The organism is Motilimonas pumila, assembly GCF_003596335.1.
Taxonomy (GTDB): domain Bacteria; phylum Pseudomonadota; class Gammaproteobacteria; order Enterobacterales; family CBDFNC01; genus Motilimonas; species Motilimonas pumila.
This window is the reverse complement of the sequence record NZ_QZCH01000001.1, coordinates 338,383-364,134: the sequence shown is the minus strand read 5'-3', so window position 1 is coordinate 364,134 and position 25,752 is coordinate 338,383. Positions and strand designations below refer to the sequence as shown.

General features: G+C 44.7%; 24 protein-coding genes. 11 read left to right on the top strand and 13 right to left on the bottom strand.

The genetic code is table 11. The features are described from left to right. Genes D1Z90_RS01685 through D1Z90_RS01675 form a run of 3 tightly spaced genes read right to left on the bottom strand, consistent with a single transcriptional unit; the run spans nt 1 to nt 3,978 of the window. Entirely contained in the window at nt 1-1,317 is a 1,317-nt protein-coding gene (locus tag D1Z90_RS01685; protein WP_119908993.1) for a hypothetical protein, read from the bottom strand. After that, complete coding sequence (locus tag D1Z90_RS01680) at nt 1,304-2,380, bottom strand: lactonase family protein (RefSeq protein WP_119908992.1); 1,077 nt, start codon at nt 2,378-2,380, stop codon at nt 1,304-1,306. The genes D1Z90_RS01685 and D1Z90_RS01680 overlap by 14 nt, the downstream gene beginning before the upstream one ends. A 17-nt stretch (nt 2,381-2,397) precedes the next feature. After that, the gene (locus D1Z90_RS01675; RefSeq protein ID WP_119908991.1) at nt 2,398-3,978 is read right to left on the bottom strand and encodes an ATP-binding protein; all 1,581 of its coding nucleotides are present in this window, start codon (nt 3,976-3,978) and stop codon (nt 2,398-2,400) included. 116 nt (nt 3,979-4,094) lie between these two features. Here D1Z90_RS01675 and D1Z90_RS01670 point away from each other — a divergent pair, with 116 nt between their 5' ends. Together D1Z90_RS01670 and D1Z90_RS01665 are read left to right on the top strand one after the other, a co-directional pair. Beyond that, nucleotides 4,095-5,330, top strand: a complete 1,236-nt coding sequence (locus D1Z90_RS01670; RefSeq protein ID WP_119908990.1) for a cystathionine gamma-synthase family protein — start codon at nt 4,095-4,097, stop codon at nt 5,328-5,330. Between the two features lie 9 nt (nt 5,331-5,339). Continuing rightward, nucleotides 5,340-6,146 carry a M90 family metallopeptidase gene (locus D1Z90_RS01665; protein WP_198419016.1) on the top strand — a complete coding sequence of 269 codons (807 nt, stop codon included), beginning with the start codon at nt 5,340-5,342 and terminating at the stop codon, nt 6,144-6,146. A gap of 259 nt (nt 6,147-6,405) precedes the next feature. Here the strand turns inward: D1Z90_RS01665 and D1Z90_RS01660 are convergent, their stop codons facing one another. The 3 genes from D1Z90_RS01660 to D1Z90_RS01650 form a co-directional block, all read right to left on the bottom strand. Next, nucleotides 6,406-6,987: a sugar O-acetyltransferase gene (locus D1Z90_RS01660; RefSeq protein WP_119908989.1), complete on the bottom strand. Its 582-nt coding sequence runs from the start codon at nt 6,985-6,987 to the stop codon at nt 6,406-6,408. Nucleotides 6,988-7,021: 34 nt separating this feature from the next. Beyond that, complete coding sequence (locus tag D1Z90_RS01655) at nt 7,022-8,251, bottom strand: ATP-binding protein (RefSeq protein ID WP_158587027.1); 1,230 nt, start codon at nt 8,249-8,251, stop codon at nt 7,022-7,024. A gap of 164 nt (nt 8,252-8,415) precedes the next feature. Then, the gene (locus D1Z90_RS01650) at nt 8,416-9,090 is read right to left on the bottom strand and encodes a response regulator (protein ID WP_119908987.1); all 675 of its coding nucleotides are present in this window, start codon (nt 9,088-9,090) and stop codon (nt 8,416-8,418) included. Between the two features lie 266 nt (nt 9,091-9,356). Between D1Z90_RS01650 and D1Z90_RS01645 the strand changes: the two genes are divergently transcribed. Next, a complete protein-coding gene (locus D1Z90_RS01645) occupies nt 9,357-10,025 on the top strand; it encodes a hypothetical protein (RefSeq protein WP_119908986.1) in 669 nt (222 codons plus the stop codon). A gap of 132 nt (nt 10,026-10,157) precedes the next feature. Here the strand turns inward: D1Z90_RS01645 and D1Z90_RS01640 are convergent, their stop codons facing one another. Continuing rightward, nucleotides 10,158-11,456 carry an enolase-like domain-containing protein gene (locus D1Z90_RS01640; RefSeq protein ID WP_119908985.1) on the bottom strand — a complete coding sequence of 433 codons (1,299 nt, stop codon included), beginning with the start codon at nt 11,454-11,456 and terminating at the stop codon, nt 10,158-10,160. Between the two features lie 933 nt (nt 11,457-12,389). On the opposite strand from D1Z90_RS01640, the gene D1Z90_RS01630 reads away from it, so the two are divergent. Then, nucleotides 12,390-12,584, top strand: a complete 195-nt coding sequence (locus tag D1Z90_RS01630; RefSeq protein ID WP_119908983.1) for a helix-turn-helix transcriptional regulator — start codon at nt 12,390-12,392, stop codon at nt 12,582-12,584. Between the two features lie 52 nt (nt 12,585-12,636). Here the strand turns inward: D1Z90_RS01630 and D1Z90_RS01625 are convergent, their stop codons facing one another. The 4 genes from D1Z90_RS01625 to D1Z90_RS01610 all read right to left on the bottom strand — a co-directional run bounded on the left by D1Z90_RS01625 (nt 12,637) and on the right by D1Z90_RS01610 (nt 15,614). Beyond that, nucleotides 12,637-12,849, bottom strand: a complete 213-nt coding sequence (locus D1Z90_RS01625) for a hypothetical protein (RefSeq protein WP_023584020.1) — start codon at nt 12,847-12,849, stop codon at nt 12,637-12,639. 275 nt (nt 12,850-13,124) lie between these two features. Next, nucleotides 13,125-14,366 carry a tyrosine-type recombinase/integrase gene (locus tag D1Z90_RS01620; RefSeq protein ID WP_008305558.1) on the bottom strand — a complete coding sequence of 414 codons (1,242 nt, stop codon included), beginning with the start codon at nt 14,364-14,366 and terminating at the stop codon, nt 13,125-13,127. A gap of 1 nt (nt 14,367) precedes the next feature. Next, nucleotides 14,368-14,637, bottom strand: coding sequence for a hypothetical protein (locus D1Z90_RS01615; protein ID WP_119908982.1), 270 nt, complete (start codon nt 14,635-14,637; stop codon nt 14,368-14,370). A gap of 2 nt (nt 14,638-14,639) precedes the next feature. After that, entirely contained in the window at nt 14,640-15,614 is a 975-nt protein-coding gene (locus D1Z90_RS01610) for a ParM/StbA family protein (RefSeq protein ID WP_001963822.1), read from the bottom strand. Between the two features lie 464 nt (nt 15,615-16,078). Between D1Z90_RS01610 and mobI the strand changes: the two genes are divergently transcribed. Next, nucleotides 16,079-16,522: a conjugative transfer protein MobI(A/C) gene (mobI, locus tag D1Z90_RS01600; RefSeq protein ID WP_029627953.1), complete on the top strand. Its 444-nt coding sequence runs from the start codon at nt 16,079-16,081 to the stop codon at nt 16,520-16,522. 10 nt (nt 16,523-16,532) lie between these two features. On the opposite strand, the gene umuC is transcribed toward mobI, so the two are convergent. Together umuC and umuD are read right to left on the bottom strand one after the other, a co-directional pair. Then, nucleotides 16,533-17,801, bottom strand: a complete 1,269-nt coding sequence (gene umuC / locus D1Z90_RS01595) for a translesion error-prone DNA polymerase V subunit UmuC (protein WP_119908980.1) — start codon at nt 17,799-17,801, stop codon at nt 16,533-16,535. A gap of 7 nt (nt 17,802-17,808) precedes the next feature. Then, a complete protein-coding gene (gene umuD, locus D1Z90_RS01590) occupies nt 17,809-18,258 on the bottom strand; it encodes a translesion error-prone DNA polymerase V autoproteolytic subunit (RefSeq protein WP_108717265.1) in 450 nt (149 codons plus the stop codon). A gap of 640 nt (nt 18,259-18,898) precedes the next feature. Here umuD and D1Z90_RS01585 point away from each other — a divergent pair. The 6 genes from D1Z90_RS01585 (at nt 18,899) to D1Z90_RS01560 (ending at nt 25,747) form a co-directional block, all read left to right on the top strand. After that, nucleotides 18,899-19,804, top strand: a complete 906-nt coding sequence (locus D1Z90_RS01585; protein ID WP_119908979.1) for a 3'-5' exonuclease — start codon at nt 18,899-18,901, stop codon at nt 19,802-19,804. A gap of 87 nt (nt 19,805-19,891) precedes the next feature. Then, the gene (locus tag D1Z90_RS01580) at nt 19,892-20,191 is read left to right on the top strand and encodes a hypothetical protein (protein WP_119908978.1); all 300 of its coding nucleotides are present in this window, start codon (nt 19,892-19,894) and stop codon (nt 20,189-20,191) included. Nucleotides 20,192-20,508: 317 nt separating this feature from the next. Beyond that, nucleotides 20,509-21,441, top strand: a complete 933-nt coding sequence (locus D1Z90_RS01575) for a WYL domain-containing protein (RefSeq protein WP_119908977.1) — start codon at nt 20,509-20,511, stop codon at nt 21,439-21,441. A gap of 8 nt (nt 21,442-21,449) precedes the next feature. Beyond that, entirely contained in the window at nt 21,450-23,207 is a 1,758-nt protein-coding gene (locus tag D1Z90_RS01570) for a class I SAM-dependent DNA methyltransferase (RefSeq protein WP_119908976.1), read from the top strand. Further along, nucleotides 23,197-24,546 carry a restriction endonuclease subunit S gene (locus tag D1Z90_RS01565; RefSeq protein ID WP_119908975.1) on the top strand — a complete coding sequence of 450 codons (1,350 nt, stop codon included), beginning with the start codon at nt 23,197-23,199 and terminating at the stop codon, nt 24,544-24,546. Before D1Z90_RS01570 ends, D1Z90_RS01565 begins: the two co-directional genes overlap by 11 nt. Then, complete coding sequence (locus D1Z90_RS01560; protein WP_119908974.1) at nt 24,539-25,747, top strand: SIR2 family NAD-dependent protein deacylase; 1,209 nt, start codon at nt 24,539-24,541, stop codon at nt 25,745-25,747. Before D1Z90_RS01565 ends, D1Z90_RS01560 begins: the two co-directional genes overlap by 8 nt. Nucleotides 25,748-25,752: the final 5 nt, after the last annotated feature.

The window sequence follows — 25,752 nt, the reverse complement described above, 5'->3', positions numbered from 1 at the left end:
TTAATCAAATAAACGAAAGGCTCTGATCGTCTGATAATACAAGTACCCCAATAGCAAGCGACTACAAGCGTTAAAAGCTTCAAACCAAGCTTGCTGCTCCATGCCTTGATAACTGATGAGCAAGCTGGCTTTTCGAGCCGGGTTGAGCCAGTGAAAAGTGTCGTGCAACACATGATTGAAAGACAGGTCAGTATGAGGGTTTAAGTACAAAGTAGTCGTCGCAATTATCACGCTGAAAAAAATAGCGATCATGACAGGTTGTAGCCAGTTAGTACTGTGGTTTGCACTGAGCTTTGAACCCCACAAACTGCAAGTGGTTGGCCAGGTGATGGTGCGAGGACGTTGTGTTAACAAAGCATTTAATTCTTGTCGGCGAGCATGTTTTGTTTCATATTTATCCCCCATTTTGGTCACTGCTCGGCGGTACTGCTGATAATATTGGCGCTCAAAACTGCTATTTTTGTGCGGGAAAACTACCTTTTTTGGCAGTCTGGAGTTTGCCAATAAAATGTTTGATAAATCGCCCGATTCATATTGCAGTTGGTCAAACTCACTGGTGCAACAGTTAATAAATTGAATGGCGTTAAGGCTGGCGTTTTCTATTAATATGCGGCTACCCGGAAGAGGGGTTAGCTGGCGAAACACCATGTTTTGCCCAACCAAGTTATGGTGTTTTATAAAAGCCAGGTTTTTAACCTGACACTGTGCAAAGTGCACCGTGCCGTCGGTTTGCGTTTGCGACAGCGTCAGTTGTTCGAAAATGCCATGGCAGATATCGATGCTAGCGCCAATTTTCCCCGCTAGAGTAAGTTGTTCAAACTCTGTGCCTTGAGGGGTTGCATTTAGTTGCAGGTTGCCACTGAAATAGTCGGTTAATTGAATACGGTGGCGCAATGAGGATTGCATCTTAGTACTAAGTTGAATATCCCCTTCGCAAGTGTGCACTTGTAATTGAGGTATTTGATATAAGTCAAACAGGACAAATTCACACTGCATTAAGTGTACTTTACTGGCGTAAAAACCTTGTAAAGATACTGGCTTTAAAAATTGAGTTTGATGGGCGGTAAATTGCTTGATCACACTGGCATTAAATTGGATCTCACATTGCCATTCCAACTTGAAAAATGACAGGTTTTCGATAAAGCAGTTATCAAAAATAATTTTTTCATAGTTTTCCTGCTCTACAACTTCGGCCAAATCTAAATTAAAGTGGGTAAGATAGAGGTTTGACAGGGTTAGTGTACCGCAACTGGCTAAGCCGTTAAGGTACGATTTAAAATCAAGCTGGTTGGTTATCTTGGTTTTATTTGTGATCATAAAATGCGACGCACACAGGCCCCGTAAGACTTATTGTATCTAGCGGCTCGCTTAACGCTCCCGTTTGTGTGTCACGACCGAACAATACCAAGTTATCACTGAGCTGGTTGGCAACGAGTACATACTCCTGACACGGGCTAAGGCTAAAGTGTCGTGGGAATTTCCCGCCTGTTGGCGTAACCGATACCAGTGATAAGTGGCCATCTTTGGCGACGGCAAAGCAACTGATAGAGTCTTGACCACGGTTAGAGCAATACGCATATTTACCGTCTTTACTGAGACTTATTTCTGCCGGGTAGCTAACATCTATATCTTCAGCCAAAGGTGAAGTCGCAGCAATGCTTTGCACTAAACGTAGCTGGCCTTGAGCCTCAACGGCAAATACATCGATACGATTGTTGAGTTCATTTGCGGCATACAGTGTGGCGCCATTAGGAGCGACGGCGACATGGCGAGGCCCACTGCCAGGAGCAATGTGCGTAACATGAAGTTGTTCTAATTGCCCTTGTTCATCAAGGCGGTAGGTTGTAATTGTATCTGTGCCTAAATCTGCGCAGTAAGCCAAGTGTAACTGAGGGTGTAACGTTAAGCTATGGGGGTGAGACTGAGTTTGCCGTTCTGGATTGACGCTTTTACCTTCATGCTGCAGCCGTTGTGAACCTTCGTTAAGTAACTGGCCGTTTTCATCGGCCACAAGGTTAATGATACTGCCGCCGTAATTGCAGCTAATCAATCGTTGCTGCCAATGCAATAAGTGACAAGGGGCAATGCCTTGGCTCAGTTGTTGGTTAATCAGGGTTGGCTGGTGGGGTTGAGTAATATCAAAACTGGCGAGTAAACCGCTGGCATGGCCTTGGTATTGCTCAAGTTCACTGACGGCAAAAAGACGTTGGTTAGAAGCGTCTACCCATAAGAAACTGGCGTTATCTATAGTGGCCTGTGACTGTGGCTCTTTATCATTGGGAATGAGCTGTAACTGATAACCTTGGGTCGAAACGGTAATTTGGCCTAAAACAATCGCCGAAGACTCTGGCGTATTATAACAACCAACATAAAATAGCATGGACAAACCTCATACAGTTAAAGGGGTAAGGTCACTAGAAATTGCGTGCCTTTATTGATTTGACTTTCTACTTTGATAGAGCCTTTATGTTGCTCAATAATGGCGTGACTGATCGATAGGCCAAGCCCGGTGCCCTTGCCTACATCTTTTGTGGTGAAAAAGGGGTCAAAAATTTTATCCAGCTGATCCGCGCCGATGCCTACACCTGAGTCGTAGATCTCTATCAGTAGCTGCTTGTCTTTTTGAAACGCTTTAATGCCGACAATTTTGTCTTGGCAGTTCTCAACTGCGTCTCTGGCATTTACCAGCAGGTTGAGTAGTACCTGTTCTATTTGCACTTTGTTACAACGGATATTAGGCAGTGCGGGTGCGATATTTTCTCTTACTTCTATGTTATTACTCATAAATTGACGCTTTAGAAACAGCAAGCTGCTATTAATCATTTCTTCAGAGCTGATCTCTTGGTGTTCATCATGAGCGGAATCGCGACCAAAACATCGCAACTGCTTAATGATTGCTTGCGCGCGGTCTATTTGCTGCATGATGTCGGTGAATGCTTTAACCACTCGGTTATGTTTATTTTCCGCTAAATACTCGGGACCCATTTCAGCATTCATGCTAATTACTTGCAGTGGTTGGTTAAGTTCGTGAGCAATTCCGGTGGCCATTTCCCCCAAAGAGGCGAGCTTGGTAGAGTGCACTAATTGAGATTGAGTGTTGGCGATTTCTCGATTTTTTTGTTCAAGCTCTTCGTAGCTTTGTTCTAACTCTTGTTTTTTACGTTCTACTTGGCGCGCGAAGTAAAATGAAAAAGACAAGAGTAACGAAATACATAAGCCAAAAGTCAGCACCATGTTGGGCAACATACTTTGGCTTTTCTCTATGCTACGGCTTGAAGGCCAGTTGTAAATATCCCAATCGCTGCCGTACACAGACAGCTTTTTAGTGAGCATGTTTTTGGTGACACGTGTACCTTTGGGTACTTGCTGATAAATAATTTGGCCGCGCTCCATCATGGTGACAGGCGTGTCGAAGTAGCCGGTATCAAGAAACAAACTAAACAGGCGATCAAAGCTGAATACGCCGACCAAAAAGCCGTCGAAAACGCCATTAGGAAATAAGGGCAAAATAACTAAAAAGCCTTTGTCGCCGGTGTTTAGGGTAACGCTTTGAGAAATAACCACGCTTTGCTGTTTTACCGCTTGGTCAAACAGGTTTATCCGTTGCTCTTGGCTCTCGCGAATTAATTTTTTGGTTTCTTCGCGGGCTTTAAGAGGCACCAACCAGTCGACTTGGTTGTCTTTTTTTAGCCACGCGATACTTTGGTAGGCTTTTTCATAGTTCATAAAGTTGAGGGCATCAAAATGCCACTCATCAAATTGGGTGCCGTTGTTGTACTCCCAACGTTTAGCCATACGCTCTAAGGACTCTACCTGCTCGGTAATTTGCACTCGGATCACTTTGGCAATGTTGTTGCTTTGACTCTCAACTTCAGTTTGCAGCTGATTGTATTCGTATTGCTTTAAGTGATGCCAAGACCAGCCAGATAAGGCTGCGCCAAAGCATAAAATAAAAAAAGCAACGACTTGATATTTCAAAACCGCTTCCTTGCTCTTGTCCCTAAGATTATGATGGGAGCCATAGTATGGTGTTTAATAATAAAACCCGAGTTTATCACCGTCTCAAAATGAACTCACTGTCAAAGGTATAAAAAATGGCAAGAAAAGGCTTTACCACCCAATTAGTGCATTGCGATCGTTTAAGCCACTTGGAACACGGCGCAATTCATGCGCCTGTGCACCATTCTGTGCCATACGGTTATGATGACATAAATGATTTAATAGATGTCTTTCAAGGCAAACAAGCGGGCCATGCTTATGCTCGGCAGTCAACGCCCACCACCGACAGTTTAAGTCATAAAATCACTCAGCTAGAACATGGTCATGCAAGTTTAGTATTTGGCACTGGCATGGCGGCGATATGCGCCACTTTTTTAACCTTGCTTAAACAAGGCGATCACCTAATCTGCAGTCGTTTCGTGTTTGGCAATACCTCTAGCGTTATGGCTACATTACAAGGTTACGGTATTGCAGTGACGCTTGTTGATGCCACCGACATTGAACAGGTAAAGCAGGCTACGCAAGCGAATACCAAAATGGTGTTTGTAGAGACAATCGCTAACCCAGTGACTCAAGTGGCAGCATTGGTGGAAATTGGAGATTGGTGTCAACAGCAAAGCTTGGTGTATGCGGTTGATAACACCATGACTTCAGCTTATTTATTTCAGCCAACCAAGGTAAAAGCCAGCTTAGTCATCAATTCATTGTCCAAGTACTTCGGTGGTCACGGTAATGCGCTGGGTGGGGCAGTGACCGACACGGGCTTGTTTGATTGGTCTCAGTACGAAAACATTTTTGCGGGTTATCAAAAAGGTGATCCTAAAATGTGGGGCCTGAATCAAATCAAGAAGAAAGGGCTTAGAGATATGGGTGGCAGTTTGAGTGGCGATGCTGCCCACTTGTTGTCCGCTGGAGTAGATACTTTAGCCCTTCGAATGCAACGCCAGTGCTCGAATGCGATGGCGCTAGCCAACATGTTGGCACAACACCCTAAAGTCAGTCGTGTTTATTACCCTGGATTAAGTTCTCATCCTCAGCATCAAAGAGCGCAAGGTTTGTTTGCAGATTTTGGTGCCATTCTAAGTTTTGATTTGGCGCCTAGTCATGATTGTTGTGCTTTGCTGAATCATTTGCAATGGGTCATTGGCGCCACCCATTTAGGGGATAATAGAACTTTAGCTTTACCGGTAGCGCAAACAATTTATTTTGAAATGGGCTTAGCTGCGCGCCAACAAATGGGCATTAGTGAAAATATGATCCGCTGTTCCATTGGCATTGAAGACAGCGTCGATTTGTTGGCTGATTTCGAGCAAGCTTTGGCTAAGGTGTAGGAGTATATAGTGGAAGTTCTTTTTATTTTTTTTGGCGTATTGGTGGTAGGACTATTGCTTATTATGCCTTGGTACAAAGACCGGAAGGCGCGCTTTGCCCCATTTAGTGATGCAGATAAGCAAATTCTTATTCAGCAAGTACCCTTGTACGAGAAGTTACCCGATGATTTAAAACAACAGTTGCACCTCTTAGTGAACAGCTTTTTACACCGAAAGAAATTTTACGGTTGCCAAGGTTTGGTCATTACTCGCACGATACAATTAACCATTGCCGCACAAGCTTGCTTATTGTTGCTGAATCGCCCGACCCATGAATTTCGTAAGCTTAAAGCAATCTTAGTATACCCTGAAGCGTTCATTGCGACTCATCGGCAAGTCGATGCCAACGGACTGGTTTCCTTTAGCTCTAAAGAACTTGCTGGAGAGTCTTGGGGCAATGGCAGAGTGATACTGTCTTGGGATGATGTCACCAAGGGCGCGCAGCATATCAATGACGGAAAAAATGTTGTGTTGCATGAATTTGCACACCAACTCGATTCAGAAGATGGTGCGACCAACGGTGCGCCAGAGCTGCCTTCTGCAGGTGCTTATCGCGCTTGGGCTAATTTGATGTCGGCGGAGTTTGCTCAGCTGCAGCAAGCGCAAATTCACCATCTTTACAGCGTTATGGATTATTATGGTGCCAGTGAGCCTGCAGAGTTTTTTGCTGTGGTAACAGAAACTTTTTTTGAAAAACCATCAGAGTTAAAACAAAGGCATAGCGAACTTTATGCACTACTGTGTCAATACTACAAGGTCTCACCCGACGAGTGGTAGCATAAGGCGATAGATAACAGGCAGCATCAAGCATAATGTGCTTTAATTATAGGCCCACTCACAAAAAGAGGAGCATCCGATGGATTGTGTAAGGTTTATAAAAAGTATAGCAGGCATAGTCTTCGTGGCTTTATTTGTTTTGTATGCTGCCTTTAATCAACCTGAAGTGCCTTACTCAGTGGAGTTACAAGCAAACCAAGCGCCACCATCCCATTTAATTAAACCCTAAAATTTAATTCCGTAGGCAAATCAGTTAACGTTAATTTTGATGGCTGTTTAGTTCGTCTAACTCAGTTTGATGAATAGGACGTAACACCCGGCAAGGATTGCCCACCGCGACATGGTTGGCTGGTACATCTTTCGTGACTACGCTTCCCGCGCCAATAATGCAGTTTTCACCTATATTGACCCCTGCGAGCACTATGCTGCCTGCACCAATCCAAGCTTGATTCCCTATACTGATAGGCTCACCGCAAGCGGTGGGTGCCATTCTTTGCTCTCGTAACTCGGGGTGACTGGCTGCGCATAACTGCACATTTGGGCCAATTAACACATAATCACCTATGGTCACTGTAGCGATGTCTAGAATGATTAAACCATAATTAACAAAACCTCCTTTTCCAAAATAAACATTAGTGCCAAGGTCGCAGCGAAGAGGCGGTTCAATGTGGGTATTACTGTATTGAGCAAACAGTTGTTTGAGAAGTTGCTTACGCTCTTTACCCTGATCTGGACGGGTTTGATTGAACTGGTAAACCAGCTGTTGGCAAGCTTGCTTTTTTGCGACTAACGCTTTGTCTGCCGCTATTTGCACGGAAAAATCTGTGATGCTGTCGACCATGGTTACTCCTTCATGGCACTCTTATTTAAAGACACTAATCCAATGGAAAGTGCAAAGCAAAGCCAGCACCGCCCAGTTCACTGTCAAAGATGCGAATATTGCCGCGGTATGAGTTTATAATTTCATTACTGACCGCTAGGCCAATGCCTTGCCCGCCTGAGCTATCGGCTCGTACGCCTCGTTGCAATATTTTGTCTCGAATAGTGACGTCTACGCCAGGGCCATCGTCTTCAATCGAAATGAAAAGGCCTTGTTGTTTGTCGACGCTGCAACGTACTCTGACTTTGCTGATGGCAAATTTACAGGCATTTTCGAGTAAATTACCCATCATTTCCATGAGGTCGTCTTGTTGCCCAAAAAATGCCGCGCGATCAGGATCAAGTAATTCAAACTCAATGCTTTTATGACGATAAACTTTGGTGAGTGTATTCGTCAGTTTGTTGATTTCTTCTGCCAGTAACACTGGCTTACTGCTGATGCTTTGACGGCCTGAAACCGCTCGCCTTAGTTGGTAATGAACGATTTGATCCATCTGACTAACTTGCTCATTGAGCACTTGTTTGAAGTCATTGGTCTTGGTGTCTTGCTCATCACTGACAGCTTTAAGCATTGCTAAGCGGGTTTTTAAGCTGTGGGCTAAGTCATTCATTGAGTGCTGGTAACGAAATTTTTGCTCTCGCTCGCTGTGAAGTAACTGGTTTAACGTTGATGTTAAACCCTGCAGTTCCGGCTCATAACCGTCTGATAGTGCATCACGCTCGCCTTGTTTTATATCGTGTAACTCAGCGGTAAGCTTGGTTAAACTGGATAAACTCCACTGAATCGTGATGTATAAAATCAAGGTGAAGAATAAAAAAATCAACACGCTGCTGCTGTAAACTTGTTTGGTATAATCCTTCAGCTGACTTTCCAGTTCTTGCGCGGTTTGGGCGACCACTATGATGTAGCTGTTTTTTTGTTTTTGATGGTAACGTTGTATTCGCAGCATTTGCATTAACAATGGTACATTGCCTAAGTCAACTTCACCGTAGCGGCTCTCAATGCCATCAATATTAAAAACAACCAATTCTGCGTTGCGTTTAGTTAAAAAGTGATTGATTCTTTCGCAGGCGGTGTCTATTTGTTTAATGCCGGTGGTAGATAACGAGCGCCATGTGAGGGTTTTACTGTGCTCCTCACAGACCACAGCGACTAAGCCTGAACCTTTTTGGTTTAATTCAGCAAATGATACCCGTGCGGGCAAGCGCACATTATCTTTAATCATTCTCCCTTCAGAAAACAAACCGACAATCACATTCTGTAATATGTTTTGGCTCTGCTGCACCAATTGAACTCTGCGGTTGCTAACTTGGTATTGAGCAAAGATAAATACACCAATTAGCAAGACTAAAATGCTGGTGGAAAGCAGTTTGAACTTCAGGGAGTGGATTATTTGCATGGAATATTAAAGATGTATCCTTGGCCTCGCACCGTAGTGATGGGTTTTAAAGCGTTCGATTTATCCATTTTTTTGCGCAAACGACTGACCATTACTTCAATCACGTTCGGATCGCCTTCACTGTCACTGTAGAGCTGATCCAGTAATTGTTGCTTAGACACTACTTGGCCGTGGTTACGCATTAAATATTCTAAAATTTGGTATTCAAATGCGGTTAACTCAGTTGGCGCAGCGTCAACCGTTAAGGCTTTTTTTGCCAGGTCTAGCAGGTAAGGGCCGGCTTCAATTTGAGGCTTGATAAAACCGGCGCTGCGGCGAACTAAGGCGTTCAGACGTGCCCATAACTCATCTTGCTGAAACGGTTTTACGACGTAATCGTCGGCGCCAGCTTCGAGCCCCGCGACTTTCTCCTGCCAATTACCGCGAGCCGTTAAAATTAGTACTGGAAAACCTAATTCTTGGGTACGGAAAGTTTTGACCAGATCCAACCCGTCCATATCTGGCAAGCCTAAGTCAACAATGGCTACGTCAATGGGGTACTGGCCAGCATAATATAAGCCCATTTTGGCATCTTCAGCGTCGTAAACCTTGTTACCTGCTGTTTCCAGTTGTGTTTTTAAATGGTGGCGTAAAATTTGGTCATCTTCGACAAGTAGAATCTTCATTGGTACCTCGTGTACTAGCAGAAATTATATTTTAGGCCATCTGCCATAACCTAAGCTGAATAGAAGTGATTTTCTATCAGATAATTAGGAATAAATACCACTCATTGAAGTGTAGTGAAAGGTTGCCAGAGTTAAAACCTAACAAAAATACCAAAAGCGTTAGATACCGCTAACATTTTATAATATTTAGTTGGCTGAACCGCTATAGACTTCATAAAATACTTGTGAAGCCACCCAATCTAGCCATTTAAATAGGTTTTTAATCCATGGAAATAACGCCGCAGCCTGAAAACGCTGAGCTTACCAATGAACTAACCGAAAAAGATCTCACCATTCAAAAACTTGAAGCGCAAGTAAATAGTCTGAACCAGAGGTTGCATCAACGGACCCTGACCTTGTCTCAGCACCTTTCAAACTTACGTGGAAACAACGCCCAGTTATCGCCCCTTGATACCATGTTGTTACAGGTGCGCACTCGGATTTTAAATGATGTTACCCGTAATATGGGCATGCCAGATACGTTGGCACAAAAGCGTGAGTTTAATTTGTTGGTGATAGCGGCGACCGAATTCATACAAATGCTGCGTCACGGCTTGCTCAATACGTCTTTATTGGCCGCTAATATTCTTGATCATGTGGGTGAGCAACAGCAGTTTGATACTGAAGTGTTAGCGGATGTTAGCGAAGGCCTGAGAATTCTTGCAGATGGTTTTAAAGAAACGGTGGAGACGGCGTATTATTGGGTGCCAGATCGCATCGACGTCTTAAAGGCTGATTTAAGCTACGACACTGAAGATGATGCCGTGCCGGCGCCGCACTCTTTGCCTGACTACATTGCAGAAATGCGCCATGCTGAGCAGTTTAAGTTAGATAAAAATAGTTTGAATGTGTTGTTATCTCGCGCCTTTGATATCGATGAGGTGTTAGTAGAATAATCTCGTTTCGCCGCGAACTTACGCGGCTCTCCTCTACGCGCTTATCGCTGTCACTTTGCCGCAATATTTGCTTTTGTTGAAGGCTAAAAAGCCATTTATAACAATAAGCTTAGCGATTGCTTATCGACCTTGTTAAAGGAAGTAGGCGATAACCTTGTTGTCACTTTTCGAAGACCTTAGCGGCAGCTTGGCTACGGTTTTTTTAGCTTGGCACGCATATTGTTCCAGTTGATTACAATGGCGCACGTGTTCTGCACTGGTTAAAGCCGGCAGTTTGATAAAAGGCACTCGCCAAGCGATTGCCAGCGCTACCAGCATTTCATCAAATACCTGCTGCTCAGGGACGTTTATCACCACTTGTTTGTTGGCTTGTTGCGCCCGCGATATATAGTGCGATATTTGCCCTAGGTCGCCGGTTTTATTGGGGGTGATGACTAACGTGTTGATGGTTTGCTGTTTGAGGCGTTTTTTAAACTGAGAAGCGGAACATACCTCTTGTTCTAAATGCGCTGCGGCCAAAGGCCAAACACGGTTTCTCACACCTTGTAATAGCTGCTGCCAGCCAAGATCGTTATTGTCGACAAAAGCATTTTGCAAATAAATAATCGGAAAGCGCTGTAACATCTGCTGATAATAAGCGACCAAGTCAGTTTGTGAGAAGGTTTGCTGTTCGTTTCGTAAAACATATTCGCCATTGATAAAAAACTGTGGCGCGTCGACGTTGACTGCCAACATCATGTCTTGCTCATCTAAACCGGCATCAAAAATGCTCTGTTGGCATAACGCGAGAGCTTGAAAGTTGCCATCAAGCAGGGTTTCAACATCAATGCTACCGTTATTGAAAGTGGATGTTTTGAACAGATTTTCAGTTACTGCTTGCTGTACTTGTTGGCACCAAGTAATGCCTTGTAAGACACTTTTTGCGCCGACGGGTACCGCAAGGATTTCTGCAAAATCGCAACCTCGCCAATGACGAATAAGACCGCCGCTCAGCAAGTTTACCATGACCATCGGGGGCTTAAATTGCTTACTGGGGGGGCGCTTAGGCATCATCTGAGACAGGTACGAAGGCAAAGGTAACGCATTGATTTTAGCGTCAGCTTTGGTGATGGCACTGCTAATTGCAAAGGCGATGGGGGCAACGTGATTTTGTAATGCTTGCTGTTGTAAAAACGCCGTTAGCATGTCGTCTATGTATGCTTGTTGACGTGTATCCATACCGGCTAAAAGAGCTGATAAATCAGCTGTTAAAATGTTGATGATACGAGATAACTCAGATTGTACTTGGCTCTTGCCTAAGCAGGGCTGAAGATCAAGGTAAACCATAGCGCTTACTGAGGGCTGCTTACTCAGGTGTACTGTAATTTCGATGCAATACTTTGGCGCGACTGCAAATACGCGACGCGCGTGCAAATGAGTAATCTGGCTCATATTCCAACCTTACAGGATAAACACACGTTATTATTAGCCGCAAAATTTTACGAACTGATGAACAAACAGTGGGAATAGAGGTGCTAGATTTAAAATTCAATGGCAAAAAGTGGCTTTTTAAGTGTGGAATAGGATTTTAACGAGGGGGAAGATTGTGTCTTGATGCCAGATCGTGGAAAATAGCCGTCATTATGGTTTGGTTCCAATAACCTTTGCTTGCAAATGGTTGTTTGAATAATCAACAAGCTCAGGGCTCACAATGCACTGCCAAACTCAGCACTTTTACCCCAAATTCGTTAACTAGGTATCAGCCAATGTAGATAAGACCATTTGCGTAACTGTCATATTTAATTTTCAGCCCAACTGGCGTTGAACCTATTTACACCTATACAAGTTTAAAATTATGTCTAATTCAATTCTAGCGCAAGAGGTTGCTTCTCGAAGAACCTTTGCGATTATCTCTCACCCTGATGCCGCCCAGCCTTTCAACGCTTAAAACCACCTTTCATTGCACACCACAATCACATCTCTACGTACTGAATTTAAAGGCTTTTTGTCTATTTCTCGTTTCTTTGCTTTTCAATGATGTTCAAACGTAACCTCGGAAAGTGTGTACAAACTTGAGTACAAATCACCATATTTACCGTTTTTAGCCAAATTCCATGACACAAACCTAGCTGTAGGCCTTGTGGTTACTGGGTTCTGGCCAAAACTTACCTATATTTTTTATGCGAAAAATCGAGAAATGATGGTAAGACGTTCGCGATTATCTCTAATTGTTTGCCGGTTGAGTTGGTTACCGGTTTTTTCCTGCTGTCCTAAAAGTTCATTTGTATGGACCTGATCTTCTGAACAAATCATGCATCTTTCTGACCATCAACAAATGATGAATCAGGTGATGATAGCTTTACATTGATTTTCAGGAGAATGCAGATGACAGCAGTAGCTCACCAAGTAACCCCTTTTCTAACGTCTTACGAAGTTATGGCTCGTTACCACATTAGCTATACGACGCTCTGGCGAAGAATAAAAGATGGCAGCTTGCCGCAACCTCGTATCAACCGAAATACACGAAACAAGCTGTGGCACATTGAAGACTTGGAGGAGTATGAGAATAGTGAAGTTTGAGCAGGGTTTAAAGCGTTAAGGGCAAAGCACCGCCCTTAACCTCTTAACAATATTATTCGTTGATGTTGTCAGGCTTGTCGTGATTTGGATTGTTTCGGGCGTACTCCACACCATTACGCTGGTAAATGTGCGTGTCTGGATGTTTACCTTCCTTAACTTCACGAACCAGTGTTTTTCGACTTACTTCGCCGCGCCCTGTAATTGTGTAGCTATCATTTCCACCATTTTTACCGCCATTGCCGTTGATACTTGAACCTTTCGCCATTTGGAATCCTCAATAAATTGAATCTAACTGGAGGTGCATTCAAGAACAGCAATGGAACCCAAGGTTTCACTTCCTAAAGCACTACAAATTAAATGTGGTTTCAAACTGAAAAACTCAAGCGTTCAGGCTGAAAAATGACCAGATTAAACCCTGATGATAGCTATGCGGCTTAAGCCTAGTTTTAAAGCGACCAGTCAAAAAACAACATTGAGAAGGTTTTTGACGTGGTCACAATAAGGAATCCCAATCTCCTGGGTATCGGTAGCGACAAATTCTTACTGTCCGAAACGCCAGTTGAATGGAAAGCCTGTCGGCTCGATGATGGTTTCTAGCTGTTGATACCAAACGTCGTAAGCATGACGCATTTCATCCAGGTACTGATATTGGTTGTAGATAGCATCCAACCCTTTTTTGCTGTGGCCAATCATCAACTCGGCAACTTCTTGCGTCGTGATGGCAGACATTCGCGTTCGCATCGTTCTGCGAAGATCATGCATAGACCAGTGTTCCATCTCAATACCAAGCGACCTGCGAGCCCAGATTTTCACATTGTTAGGAATAGTGGTATCAAAGCCATTTGTGGCAAGCTCTTCTTGTCCGTTCGCGGGAAACAAGTAAGTTGATTTGCTCATCTGCATCGCTAGTTCAATCAGCTCAATAGCAGGCCTTATCAATGGCCGCATGATCGGCGCTCCAATTTTCTCACCTTGTTTGCGGATCTCTATGGGCACTGTCCACATTGCAGATTGCAAGTCAAAGTGATGCTTTTCAGCTTGAATGAGTTCGCCCTTGCGACCGCCCAATAGCAGAAGCAGTTTTATGTAGATGCGATTCTTCTCAGTGATTTTTGACTCGTGCAAATAGCGCCAAAGTATCCTGATCTCGTTGTCATTTAGCACCCGAGTTCGTTTTCCTTTTTTACCGCCAACCTTTTTTGCTGTGATCCCAGCGGCAGCGTTAATTTCCAAAATTTGTTCATCAATCAGCCAGTCATAAAACTTGTGCAGCACAGACACCAGACGTTCTGTGTTTGAAGGGGACGACTCCGAAACCTCACGAAGACAGTTTCGCAAGGACAATTCATTGATGTCAGTTAATGGGTACTTGCCAAGTCGGGGCAGCAAATATATTTCACTGCTGCGTTTTTGGTAGTGCCACGTTTTCTCCTTTAGTCCTTGCTTACCGGCAGAGTCTATCCAGTCTCGAAAAATCGATTCGAAGCTTTGATTGGCAGAATACTTGGCCCGTTCCTGCTGTAGGTAGAGCTTGGGGTTTCTGCCCTGGTCGAGTACCGCCCTTAACCTATCCAGCTCATTCCTGGCTTCAGCAAGCTTCATAAGTGGGTAAGTACCTATGTCTACCCGCTGTTGCTTGCCATCGAAACGATAACGAAACTGAAAAACAATTTTGCCCTTGGGCGATACCCGAGCACTTAGCCCATCTCGGTCGGCTTTTACTACGGTTTCTTTTGCTTCTTTATTTAACCTGGCATCGAGCCAGCTAACTGATAACGCCATGTTATAAGCCCAGCCCTAGTTTGGATTTTAATGATTGTTTACGTGATTCTGCTTTGGGTTCTGGCGCTGTACTCATAGAAGTCACTTCACCATCTGGTGCAATGCCATCCACCGGTACAGATATCGTGGATAGATTGGGTTGGCTCATGTGAATTAACCCAAAGGTGGCCAGCATCCGCAGACGCTCAGCGCGTTCCCGTGGCGGCGTCTTTTCTAATTCTTTGAGCAGTTCAGGGTGGCTCCCTGGGGGAATGTTGACGACAACTCTCATGATCAGGCCCCATAAAACCAGAAGCCTCGGACGTTCGCCAAAACAGACTGTTCCGGCACGATGATCTTGCTTCGTGAAAAAATCTCCTTGGCCGCTTCCTTATAAGCCATGGCTCCACCTCCGGCGATCAATACCAAGTCCGCATTAATGCTTTCGTCACGCATGGATTGGCGCATGGCTGTAAGAGCAACAGGCGCTACCTTTTTCATTGCAGCATTCAGATAAGGTGAAATATCGACTTTCTCTCCAAATAGCAGCACCTGCAAGTCGCCGGTTCTCATGGCTTTTTCAAGTCGATCCATACCTACTTTGGCACCGTGATCTTCCGAAATCAGCTTATCAATGGTTTCCAGTAGCACGGACATTGCCTGAAGACTGGTTCCTGATGAGCTGTAGCGAATTTCTCCGGCCTCAAGGGCAACCCAGTCAACAGAAAAAAAGCCGGGATCTATAACGACGACGCGACCTTCTTCAATCAAGCCCAAATCTCCACCTGTTTGAACCAGATCCATATAGGCACCGGCAGGCTGCGGCAGCACTTTGACGTCATGAACTGTGATGCTGCGCTTAGGCGTCACTTGATGGACACCTTTTAAACGCTGTACAAGGTCAGACTTACGTTGTGGTTCATGAAACTGGGAAACCGGTAATCCAGTGACAACCAAATCGATGGATTCTGTTTCAGCCATTAACAAGGCGGCATGAAAAAGTGCCTTATAGGTTTTTGTGGTGGGATATTCCGGGTGAAGCTCTCGTTCCCAGCCTTGAAGGCGTCCAGCAGGAACACCAGCGGCCCAACGCTCATTATCGACTGACACATACAAACAAGTTTCATCATCGCCTCCACCGATACGCTCTGGCATACGATCCGCAGGACCGGCACCCGCAGGCAGAATAATGGTTTTCGGTTCACTGCCTGATTGGCCAATTGCCAGCTTCAGGTTTGAGTAACCGATATCTACGCCTAGTACAAACATACTTATCTCCTGTGCACTCAAAGTGCTCTAACGGTTTTCAATCAACCGCACTGGCCATGCTTGGGCATTTCCAAGTGCTCTGGCGGTTCACTCAAATGTCATTATCAGGATTCGGTGCACTGGCGGTGGGCAGAAAGGTGACAAATCCTTTCATCTATCTGCCTATTGCATTTTCGCAAAAGTATGAGAATAGGCTTTGTTTGGCGGCGGATAACCTAGCCAAAAAAATCGAGACGCCAAACGTCGTTTGCATTCTGGCCTGAACTTGCCAAACGGTTTGTATTTTCATGGCAATACGTCTTTTTAGGCGTTTTTAAGTGAAATCGACCTGTATCCCTTGTCAGGTATGGGATTGAGCGAGTTGATTTATATCGAGACGCCAAACAGCGATTGTTACGGCAGTTTTACGTTTGGCGTTTCGATCCAAAAGCCAAACGGATAGTGGTTTTGGCTTTTGGGGTTAATTGGATGGGGAAATTGGTTTGGTAGAAATCGTCAATGAACAATGGAAAGCAGAGGTATCAGATTTACTTCAGCAAGAAACAGACAGGCTAAAAGCGCTGGCACGAGCTGAAGTTGATGACTTTTGGGTTACCCATTACAAGGTTCGCGAAAATGCGCCCTTTAAAGATTGGGGGCTGCTTGGTGTCCGTATCAGAGACTTTAAGTATGGCTTTGGCATCGAGTGGTACATCAACAGTTTTCACGGTCAACGAGGCAAACGCGTGGTATTTAGCAAGGGGCTGCGTATCTCAAAGACGAAGCTGAGATACTCATTTTTGGACTGCCAAGGTTTGGCCAAAGAATGGGAGTTAGCGCTGGCCATGGAGAAAGAAGAATTCTTCAGTGATGTTCGACGCCAGGTTGATAAGCTCAACATGCTACGTCGCAGAGTCAATGCCTATTGAGTTAACTGCGCTACTTCACTCGCGGCAACTGGTCCCAGCGTGTTGTGTAGGCGGGAGACAAATGCTCTCGCTTCATCGACCAATCTTTCTTCGTACCTTGTCCAGCAAAGAAAACCTTTCCGGCACCGCTTTGATTAATGGTGTCCAATACAGACATTAACTGTTGGCTATTGGAGCGGGTCGATACGTCATCGAATAGTCCTGGTTGAAACATCCCAGGATCGTAAAAGTCAGACAGCATGACGCCCGCTTTGGCATAACGAAAACCATCCTTCCAAATCCGCTTGAGTAAGTGATTGGCCAGCTCGATAAAATCCCGCGTGTCGCAACTGGGGATTAGCAATTCACCCGATGCAGAGTTGCTGTACTGCGGCTCGTTGTCCTTAAAGGGGCTGGTACGTATGAACACGGTCAGCACTTTGGCTTGCTGCTGTTCTTTGCGAAGCTTCTCAGTGGCGCGGGTTGCGTATTCGCATACGGCCTCACGTAACAATTCAAATTGCGTTACTTTTACGCCAAATGAACGGCTACAGACGATTTGCTTCTTAGTTGGCGGGATCTCTTCAAGTTCAATGCACGACTCACCATTGAGCTCTCTGACGGTTCTTTCTAAAACCACCGAAAACTGGTCTCTGATGGCTCTAGGAGAGGCATTGGCTAGGTCTAAGGCTGTGGTGATACCCAACGCATTTAAACGCTTAGAAAGCCGTCTACCAACGCCCCAAACATCATCAACCGGAACTAATGCGAGCAATCGACGTTGCCGTTCTGGATTGGTCAGGTCTACAACGCCCTGAGTGGCTGGATACTTTTTAGCGGCATGGTTTGCCAGTTTGGCGAGTGTTTTAGTCGGTGCAATGCCTACACAGACGGTGATCCCAATCCAGTGGCCTATGCGCTCTCGCACTTGTTGTCCGAACTCGAAAAGGGATATGGCAGACTCAATACCGGTTAAGTCCAAAAACGCTTCGTCAATGGAGTAAACCTCTACTCGTGGTGCCATCTCTTCCAAAGTGCGCATCACTCGACTGCTTAAATCCGCATACAGCGCATAGTTAGACGAGAATGCCAAAATGCCATGGCGCTGCATTTCAGATTTGATCTGAAAGACGGGTACGCCCATTTTAATACCGAGTAACTTAGCTTCACGCGACCGTGCAACCACGCAGCCGTCATTGTTGGACAGCACCACAACCGGCGTATTTTTTAAATCTGGACGAAACAGCTTCTCACAACTGGCGTAAAAGTTGTTGCAGTCCACCAAGGCAAATACAGGCATGGGACAGTCACGACTTGCGGCGCATGTTTCGCACCACATTGGTGACCACACCAAATATCTCTAACTCTGTCCCTTCGGGAATATGGATGGGTTCATACGCTTGGTTTCTTGGGATCAGCTTGACGCATGGCCTTAGTTGAAGCTCCTTTACCGTGAGTTCTCCATGAATACCAGCGATGACAATGTCACCGTGTTCTGCTTGGACAGAGCGATCAACTACCAGAATATCATCTGGGTAAATACCGGCATCAATCATTGAATCACCTTCAACACGCACAAAGAACGTTGCAGCCGGTCGCTTGATGCAAAGCTCGTTAAGGTCGAGCGTTTGCTCAACATAATCCTGCGCTGGGGAGGGAAAACCAGCGGAAACACGTTCCATGAACAATGGAATACGAAGGCGCTTGGCTTTGATGAAGGCAAGTGCGCCGCTACGGCCTATCAGCGAGACACTCATGACGAACCTCGAAAAATCACAATTGATACTGTTTTTTTATACAGTATCTAATGCTATGCTGATTTCTACAAGTAAAATTGTAGGTAAAACTGTAGTTGTTCGAGTAAGACGTTGTGTCGTGGGTGAATTCTTTTTTGTGTTGAAAAACTATATGTGGGGGATCGCTCGCCCTCGTCAAAGCCTGCAAGGCTTGGACAATACTGCTTCTGCCTACTGCTCTTGTTTCTGTTACTGATCCTGTTACTGCTACTGGTTAACGCATGGGTCAAGTAACCGTCAGACAAGGCTTGTTGAACCCTTTGCAAAGGGTTTAAAAACAGTTAGTAAAATTCTGCTTCGTATTGAATTTACTGGCTTAAAGCGAAGTTAGGAGCACCATTAAAATGCTCAGTCGAACTCAGTTCAAGCCTTTTGCAACCGTTTGAAAAGGGGTTGGCTAAGCCATACGTAAAGGGTATCGGTAAGGGTTACCTAAACGGTTTAGCTAAGACTTTCTGAAAGGCTTAGCCAAAGCCTTCATACATGGGTTCACCCAGTAGAAAGATTAAAAAAACGCTGAGGTATCCAAGGTGCATTTTGTACAACCTGTGGCACAGTGAAATAACCCAAAGCGAACAACAGAATTGAAGAGGAACCATCAATGACAAGAGCCCCTGCGCCATTTCCGCTAGAGCGCCTCGCGGATATCCCAGACAGACCAGAAGATTTTAGATTGCTGGAGCGTATTCCTTTAACGCGTGAACCGCAGTCCTGGCCACTTGAACTTTCTGCTATGGTCGGTGATGAACAGCCAATGGTGCTGCTCGATACAGAGACAACCGGACTGTCTGCCGATGATGAGTCCATTATTGAGCTTGGTATGGTTAAGGTGCTTTACAGCCCCTCGGCTAAGCGGATTGTGTCGATTGTTGATGTGATCAGCCTGTATGAAGATCCCGGCAAGCCAATCCCCGAGCTGATTACCGAGTTAACCGGTATCACCGATGAGATGGTGCAAGGCCAGCACATTGATGATGCTCTGGTAGCGAGTTGGTTATCCGATGATCCGCTGGTGGTCGCGCATAATGCTCAGTTTGATCGTCCTTTCTTTGAAAAGCGGTTTGCTGCATTAGGCCATCTATCTTGGGCCTGTTCAGCCAGTGGCATAGATTGGAAGGCGTTGGGTTTTGAAAGTCGAAAGCTTGAGTACCTGCTGCTTCGCTTAGGTTGGTTCTATGAGGGACACCGAGCTGCAACCGATTGTTTGGCGATGGCCTGGTTGTTCTATTTATTGCCCGAGTCCGTTGCAAACTTGTTGTCTGAAGCAGACAGGCGAACTGTGTTAGTTCGTGCGTTTGGTGCGCCATTTGACGTAAAGGACTATTTAAAAGAGCGTGGTTACCGCTGGCATGACGGTGTTAAAGGTGCCAACAAACATTGGTGGCGCGAAATCAGCGAAGACGAGTTGCCGCAGGAACAAACTTACCTGGATGATTTGTATCATCGTGGCTCAGAACATGCCCACTATGACTACAAAGATGCCCGCAATCGATTTAAAGCTTTGTAGCTCTCTACAAGGTAAGCCTTGCATATTTGAAAACCTCTGGAAAATGGAAAGTGAACTCATGGTTTAACCAACAAGAGGAATCTTTCCATGTACCAAGACACCTACATTGAATACTGGGGCGAAATCTTCATCTCTGCCCGCATCATTGAATTTGGCATCACGTTCGAGCGCTTTCTTAAAGATCCATGGAAGCACTTGATGTCCTGTGGCCAAGAATCTGCACCGGACGCGATTGCTGAAGGGATGCTGCCATTGCTACCAGCCCAGGCAGAAGTTGCTAGGCGCATTCGGGAAAGTGAGCAACGAGCCCTGATGTCTACAGAGTCGGACATAGAGGTATCTCATCGCGGTAACATCGTGGTGCCACTGGTTCAGGTGGCGCATTGATAGCGGCTATCAGCAATGACACAAAACAAGGCCTTCACGCCCATAACTGAGCGGCAATTGCAATCAAGATCAGAAAGTTGCCGCTTAGTCTTCCCTACAAAATAATTTGTGATAGGATGATACCTAATAAAATTAATTAGGTTGAGGCGTATTCAGTGTTTTATGGCTATCTGTCCAGCTTCAACCGGTAGAGATTGATTAGTCATTGCGGATGAAGAGCAGCATTGAGTGACGCTTTTCAATGTGATTACGCGATGTCGGTCCGTATTTTATAAACAGAGTTTTAAGAATCTGGTTGAATTGGATAAACAAGACGCATGACAAATGATGGTCTGAAACAAACGGTAGTGGCGAAGTCAGATAGGCTTTCGCAGATAGCGCAGTTGCCACAAGCAACCAGGGATCGCATTGCCCATATCGATTTCACCTTATTGTTTAAGGGCGAAGCGGTACGGGCAGATTTAGTCGATCGCTTCAGCATAGCCGCTGCACAAGCAACGAAAGACTTCACAATGTACCGAGAGCTTGCACCAGGCAACATTGAGTATGACCAAAAGCTCAAGTTGCATAAGCGTGGTGAAGCATTTGAATCCTTGTTCGACTACGACGTTGTGAGAACGCTGGCGACGATTAGCCAAGGGTACGGAGATGGCTTTACTGGAAAGGTAAAACCACCGCTGGCTTGTGAAGCGCCTTATCACCTTAACAAACCGAATCTATCGATAGTGGCGAAAGTCACCGAGGCCATACACAAAGGCAAAGCCTTGCGTATCACCTATGTATCGTTATCGAGCGGTGAAACCACGCGTGAAATTGTGCCGCATACGCTTGTAGACAATGGCCTGCGTTGGCACGTTCGTGCTTTTGACCGCAAGCATGGTGAGTTCCGTGACTTTGTACTGACCAGAATTAAAGCAGCGGTTGTGATTGAAGATTCCACTTTGTCTGAAACCGAGCTCGAAACCCAAGACCGGCAATGGAACCGCTTTGTAGAGCTAGAGTTAGTGCCGCATCCACGTATTAAGCACAGCGAAGCGATAGAGCTTGACTATGGCATGACGGAGGGCGTGATGAAGGTTGAGATTAGAGCTGCAACCGCTGGGTACTTGCTTCGGCTTTGGAACGTCGATTGCTCCAAAGAGGCTCAGCTAAAAACACCCGAATTCCATTTATGGCTAAAAAATTATCAAACTTTATACGGTGTCGGTAACCTTGCGATTGCGCCTGGTTTCGATAGCGTCACAGCATAGGGAAGAACATGAATAATTCAGAACAGCAGTTTTTAAAAGAACTCGATGTAAAGTTGTGGTCGGCAGCAGATCGGTTACGTAACAACCTCGATGCCGCCAACTATAAGCATGTCGTGCTAGGGATCATCTTTCTAAAGTATGTGTCAGACGCTTTTGAAGAGCGCCAACAAGAGTTACGTCAGTTGTTTACTCAGGACGATAGCGATGACAATATTTATTACATGCCTCGTGAAGATTATGACTCGGACGAAGAATACAACGAAGCAGTAAACTCAGAGTTAGAACTGCACGAATATTACCAAGAGCAAAACGTTTTTTGGGTGCCAAAACAGTCACGCTGGGATTTTCTTAAAAGTACAGCGGCGCTGCCTATTGGTACAGAAATTGAGATTCAAGCAGCCGGGCCTAATGGCGAAAAAGAAGTCTTTAAACTTAGCTCAATTTCTAAACTTATCGACAATGCCCTAGAAGCAATCGAAAGCTACAAAATCGACGACAAGCTAGCCAACCCCAAGCTAAAAGGGGTTCTGCCTCGCATCAGCCGTTACGAGGTAGATAATCACAACCTTACGGAGTTGATTAACCGCTTCTCCGATACCAGCTTCCGTAACCCCGAGTACAACGGCGAAAAGCTCGATCTACACAGCAAAGATATTTTGGGTCATGTCTACGAGTACTTCTTGGGCCAATTTGCCCTAGCAGAAGGTAAACAAGGTGGCCAGTATTACACTCCCAAAAGCATTGTTACGCTTATCGTTGAAATGCTCCAGCCTTATCAAGGCCGAGTCTATGACCCTGCAATGGGGGCCGGTGGCTTTTTTGTGAGCAATGATAAGTTCATAGAAGCTCATGCTGCTGATAAACATTACAACGCAGCTGAACAGCGCAAACATATTTCCGTTTATGGTCAAGAAAGCAACCCGACTACTTGGAAGTTGGCTGCCATGAACATGGCTATTCGCGGTATCGACTTTAACTTTGGTAAAAAGAATGCGGATACCTTCTTAGATGACCAACACCCGGACCTGCGTGCTGACTTTGTAATGGCCAACCCGCCGTTTAATATCAAAGACTGGTGGCACGCCAAACTGGAGGGCGATACTCGCTGGAAATATGGCACACCGCCGCAAGGTAATGCCAACTATGGTTGGATACAGCACATGCTGCACCACCTTAACGATAACGGCTCAATGGGCTTATTACTCGCTAATGGTTCCATGAGCTCCAATACCAACAACGAAGGTGAAATCCGTAAAGCATTGATTGAGGCTGATCTAGTTGAATGTATGGTTGCTTTGCCAGGACAGCTATTCACCAATACGCAAATCCCTGCCTGTATTTGGTTTTTAACCAAAAACAAAAAAGGCGGTACGTCGCCAACACAGAAAGGCAAGCGTGATCGCCGTGGTGAAACTCTGTTTATTGATGCGCGTAACCTCGGTTTTATGAAAGACCGTGTGCTGCGCGATTTTACCAATGATGATATTGGCAAAATCGCCGATATTTTCCACGCTTGGCAATCTGGAACGGGCTACGAAGACGAAAAAGGCTTTTGCTTTAGCGCCAAACTTGAAGACATGCAAAAGCATGATTATGTATTAACGCCGGGGCGCTATGTTGGCGCAGCCGATGCTGAAGAAGATTCGGAGCCATTCCCCGAAAAAATGCAGCGATTAACCGCGCAATTAAAATCTCAGTTTGAAGAATCTGACCGCTTAGAAAAAGCGATTAAGGATAATCTAGCGGGGATTGGTTATGAGTTCTGATTTCGTATTTAACAAAGAGTACCCTCTTTCAGACTTGGTTGAATTTGTAAATGAAAAAATAGACTCCACTAAAATTTCTCTGGATACGTACATTTCGACAGATAATATGATTACTGATCGTGGAGGTGTTGAGACAGCAACAAAATTGCCTTCAGCTACTAAGTTTCATCACTTCAAACCTACAGACACTCTGTTTTCAAATATTCGTACTTATTTTAGAAAGGTATGGTTCGCTGAGTTTGAAGGTGGAGCTTCACCTGATGTATTGGTATTTAGAACAAAGGATCCTAAGGTATTAGAACCAGCTTATCTATTCTATCTACTCAGTGACAAGAAATTCTCTGAATACACTGTTTTAACCTCAAAAGGTGCGAAGATGCCCAGAGGCGATAAAGCAGCGATGATGCAATACAAAGTATTCGTACCAGAACCTAATGTTCAACGTGCTGTTAGTGGAGCTTTAAGAACGTACGACTTAAAGTTGAAAACAAATACCAAAATCAACCAGACTTTAGAGCATCTCGCCCAAGCCATCTTCAAAAGCTGGTTCGTCGATTTTGATCCCGTCAAAGCCAAGATTGAAACTTTGGCAACGGGTGGTAGCGCTGATGATGCAGAGCTGGCTGCCATGCGTGTTATTTCTGCCAAAACATTTGATGAGCTGAACGGTTTAAAAGCCAGCAATTCAGAGGCATTTAACAAACTTGCCCAAACCGCCGCCCTGTTTCCTGCGGCAATGCAAGACTCCGAACTTGGTGAGATACCAGAGGGGTGGGAAGTCAAGCCGCTCTCAGAAATCTGCCAAGTAATTAACGGTAGGGCATATAAAAACACCGAATTCAAAACTGAAGGCACACCGATAGTCAGGATCCAGAACCTTTCAAATGGAGGAAAGACCGTCTATTCAGATTTAGAGCTACCACCTGAAAAGTACATTGTTCGGGAAGACTTTATTTACGCTTGGTCTGCCACATTCGGCCCTCATATCTGGCGAGGTCCAAAAAGCATTTACCATTACCACATATGGAAAATGGAAGTAGACGAATCAGTAATAAGCCGGTATTTTTTGTATCTGAGCATGTTTAGAAAAACTGAGGCAATGAAGAATGCAGGCACCGGGTCGATATTCACCCATTTAACAAAAAAGATTATGGAATCTCAACATGTCTTAATTGGTGATCAAGCTATTAACAAAAAATTCTCAGACATAATTGTTCCAATCTTCGATCAAATTAGCTCACTAAAAAGTGAATCAACCCATCTTGCTGATATTAGAGATGTACTAATTCCAAAATTATTAACTGGTGATGGTTTAACCTCGGAGGTGGCGAATGTCTAATGAATATGCAGGCTTAGCCTCAGCCGTCGATAAATTTAAAGATGCTGTTAAAAAAGAACTAGATAATAAAAATGGGGAATTTCACGAAGCAATAAATGACGAAGAGCCCATAACTTTCAAGGGGTTAGGGGCTGAGGGTGAAAGAAGCGAGTATTTAGTTGATCCTAGTGATGTTCTTTTTTGGCACGACCCAACTGCTTATTTAGATGAACTAGAGCGTTGGAAGGGCCAGAAAGTCTTGGATGAGCATCTGGAAATTCGAAAGTATTTAGATGATAGCGATCAATTAAACCCTTTCTCTCGCCTTGTTGAGGCAATAAAACGTGGACGCGTCGCCCCATTCGTGGGTGCAGGTTTATCATATCCTTACAAATTACCTTTATGGGGGCAAGCTTTAGAACGGCTGGTTACTAAGCTTGAAGGCGCTTCGAAGTCTGACCAAAGAGCGATGCTTCCGGCACTTCAGTATCTTGAAAATGTGAAGGAATTACTAGGTCAGTGGAAGTATCTAGAAGCGGCACAATTGATTTACGAAAACCATAAGACTCGGTTTGAGAGTTTTGTACTCAATACATTCGATGGCTCGAATGTGCTGGAATTCTTTGGTGTCCTAGATTTATTACCCCAACTGAGCGATGGATGCATTATAACAACCAATTTTGACAATTTGATTGAGCGAGTATATACGGGAAAAAATCGATCCATCGAAGGCTATATGCATGGTACTCAGTCTCGGAATCAATTTGCATCAAAGCTAATACAAGGCGAACGCTGCATATTGAAATTACATGGGAATTATAGTGATCCTGAAACGTATATTTTTTCTAAATCACAGTATGACCAAGCGTACGGAGAAGAAAGCTTGGATTATACGAAGCCATTGGCAAAAGTTCTTCGTCAGATATTTGTCAGTCATTCTCTTTTGTTCCTTGGTTGTAGCTTAGAGACGGATAAAACATTAGAACTTTTTATTGATGTTGTCAGTTCAGAAGCATTCGATATTCCTGCACATTTTGCGTTTTTACCGGATCCATCTAATCACCAGAAAAAGCTTGAGAAAGAAGACTTGTTAGCTAAAGCGAAAATTCACCCTATTTGGTATCAAGTTGCCATTGATGATTGCGGCACGCAAAATCACTCTCAATTGGAAGATTTGATTAAATTCGCGGTCGCTTGCGCGACCGGTAAAGCTAAGGTCTAGGAGTA

What these genes read in the sequence shown, in the direction of transcription:
- D1Z90_RS01685 (WP_119908993.1), bottom strand. Translation starts at nt 1,317, where the DNA reads ATGATCACAAATAAAACCAAGATAACCAACCAGCTTGATTTTAAATCG.
- D1Z90_RS01680 (WP_119908992.1), bottom strand. Translation starts at nt 2,380, where the DNA reads ATGCTATTTTATGTTGGTTGTTATAATACGCCAGAGTCTTCGGCGATT.
- D1Z90_RS01670 (WP_119908990.1), top strand. Translation starts at nt 4,095, where the DNA reads ATGGCAAGAAAAGGCTTTACCACCCAATTAGTGCATTGCGATCGTTTA.
- D1Z90_RS01660 (WP_119908989.1), bottom strand. Translation starts at nt 6,987, where the DNA reads ATGGTCGACAGCATCACAGATTTTTCCGTGCAAATAGCGGCAGACAAA.
- D1Z90_RS01655 (WP_158587027.1), bottom strand. Translation starts at nt 8,251, where the DNA reads ATGATTAAAGATAATGTGCGCTTGCCCGCACGGGTATCATTTGCTGAA.
- D1Z90_RS01650 (WP_119908987.1), bottom strand. Translation starts at nt 9,090, where the DNA reads ATGAAGATTCTACTTGTCGAAGATGACCAAATTTTACGCCACCATTTA.
- D1Z90_RS01645 (WP_119908986.1), top strand. Translation starts at nt 9,357, where the DNA reads ATGGAAATAACGCCGCAGCCTGAAAACGCTGAGCTTACCAATGAACTA.
- D1Z90_RS01640 (WP_119908985.1), bottom strand. Translation starts at nt 11,456, where the DNA reads ATGAGCCAGATTACTCATTTGCACGCGCGTCGCGTATTTGCAGTCGCG.
- D1Z90_RS01630 (WP_119908983.1), top strand. Translation starts at nt 12,390, where the DNA reads ATGACAGCAGTAGCTCACCAAGTAACCCCTTTTCTAACGTCTTACGAA.
- D1Z90_RS01625 (WP_023584020.1), bottom strand. Translation starts at nt 12,849, where the DNA reads ATGGCGAAAGGTTCAAGTATCAACGGCAATGGCGGTAAAAATGGTGGA.
- D1Z90_RS01620 (WP_008305558.1), bottom strand. Translation starts at nt 14,366, where the DNA reads ATGGCGTTATCAGTTAGCTGGCTCGATGCCAGGTTAAATAAAGAAGCA.
- D1Z90_RS01615 (WP_119908982.1), bottom strand. Translation starts at nt 14,637, where the DNA reads ATGAGAGTTGTCGTCAACATTCCCCCAGGGAGCCACCCTGAACTGCTC.
- D1Z90_RS01610 (WP_001963822.1), bottom strand. Translation starts at nt 15,614, where the DNA reads ATGTTTGTACTAGGCGTAGATATCGGTTACTCAAACCTGAAGCTGGCA.
- umuC (WP_119908980.1), bottom strand. Translation starts at nt 17,801, where the DNA reads ATGCCTGTATTTGCCTTGGTGGACTGCAACAACTTTTACGCCAGTTGT.
- umuD (WP_108717265.1), bottom strand. Translation starts at nt 18,258, where the DNA reads ATGAGTGTCTCGCTGATAGGCCGTAGCGGCGCACTTGCCTTCATCAAA.
- D1Z90_RS01585 (WP_119908979.1), top strand. Translation starts at nt 18,899, where the DNA reads ATGACAAGAGCCCCTGCGCCATTTCCGCTAGAGCGCCTCGCGGATATC.
- D1Z90_RS01580 (WP_119908978.1), top strand. Translation starts at nt 19,892, where the DNA reads ATGTACCAAGACACCTACATTGAATACTGGGGCGAAATCTTCATCTCT.
- D1Z90_RS01575 (WP_119908977.1), top strand. Translation starts at nt 20,509, where the DNA reads ATGACAAATGATGGTCTGAAACAAACGGTAGTGGCGAAGTCAGATAGG.
- D1Z90_RS01570 (WP_119908976.1), top strand. Translation starts at nt 21,450, where the DNA reads ATGAATAATTCAGAACAGCAGTTTTTAAAAGAACTCGATGTAAAGTTG.
- D1Z90_RS01565 (WP_119908975.1), top strand. Translation starts at nt 23,197, where the DNA reads ATGAGTTCTGATTTCGTATTTAACAAAGAGTACCCTCTTTCAGACTTG.
- D1Z90_RS01560 (WP_119908974.1), top strand. Translation starts at nt 24,539, where the DNA reads ATGTCTAATGAATATGCAGGCTTAGCCTCAGCCGTCGATAAATTTAAA.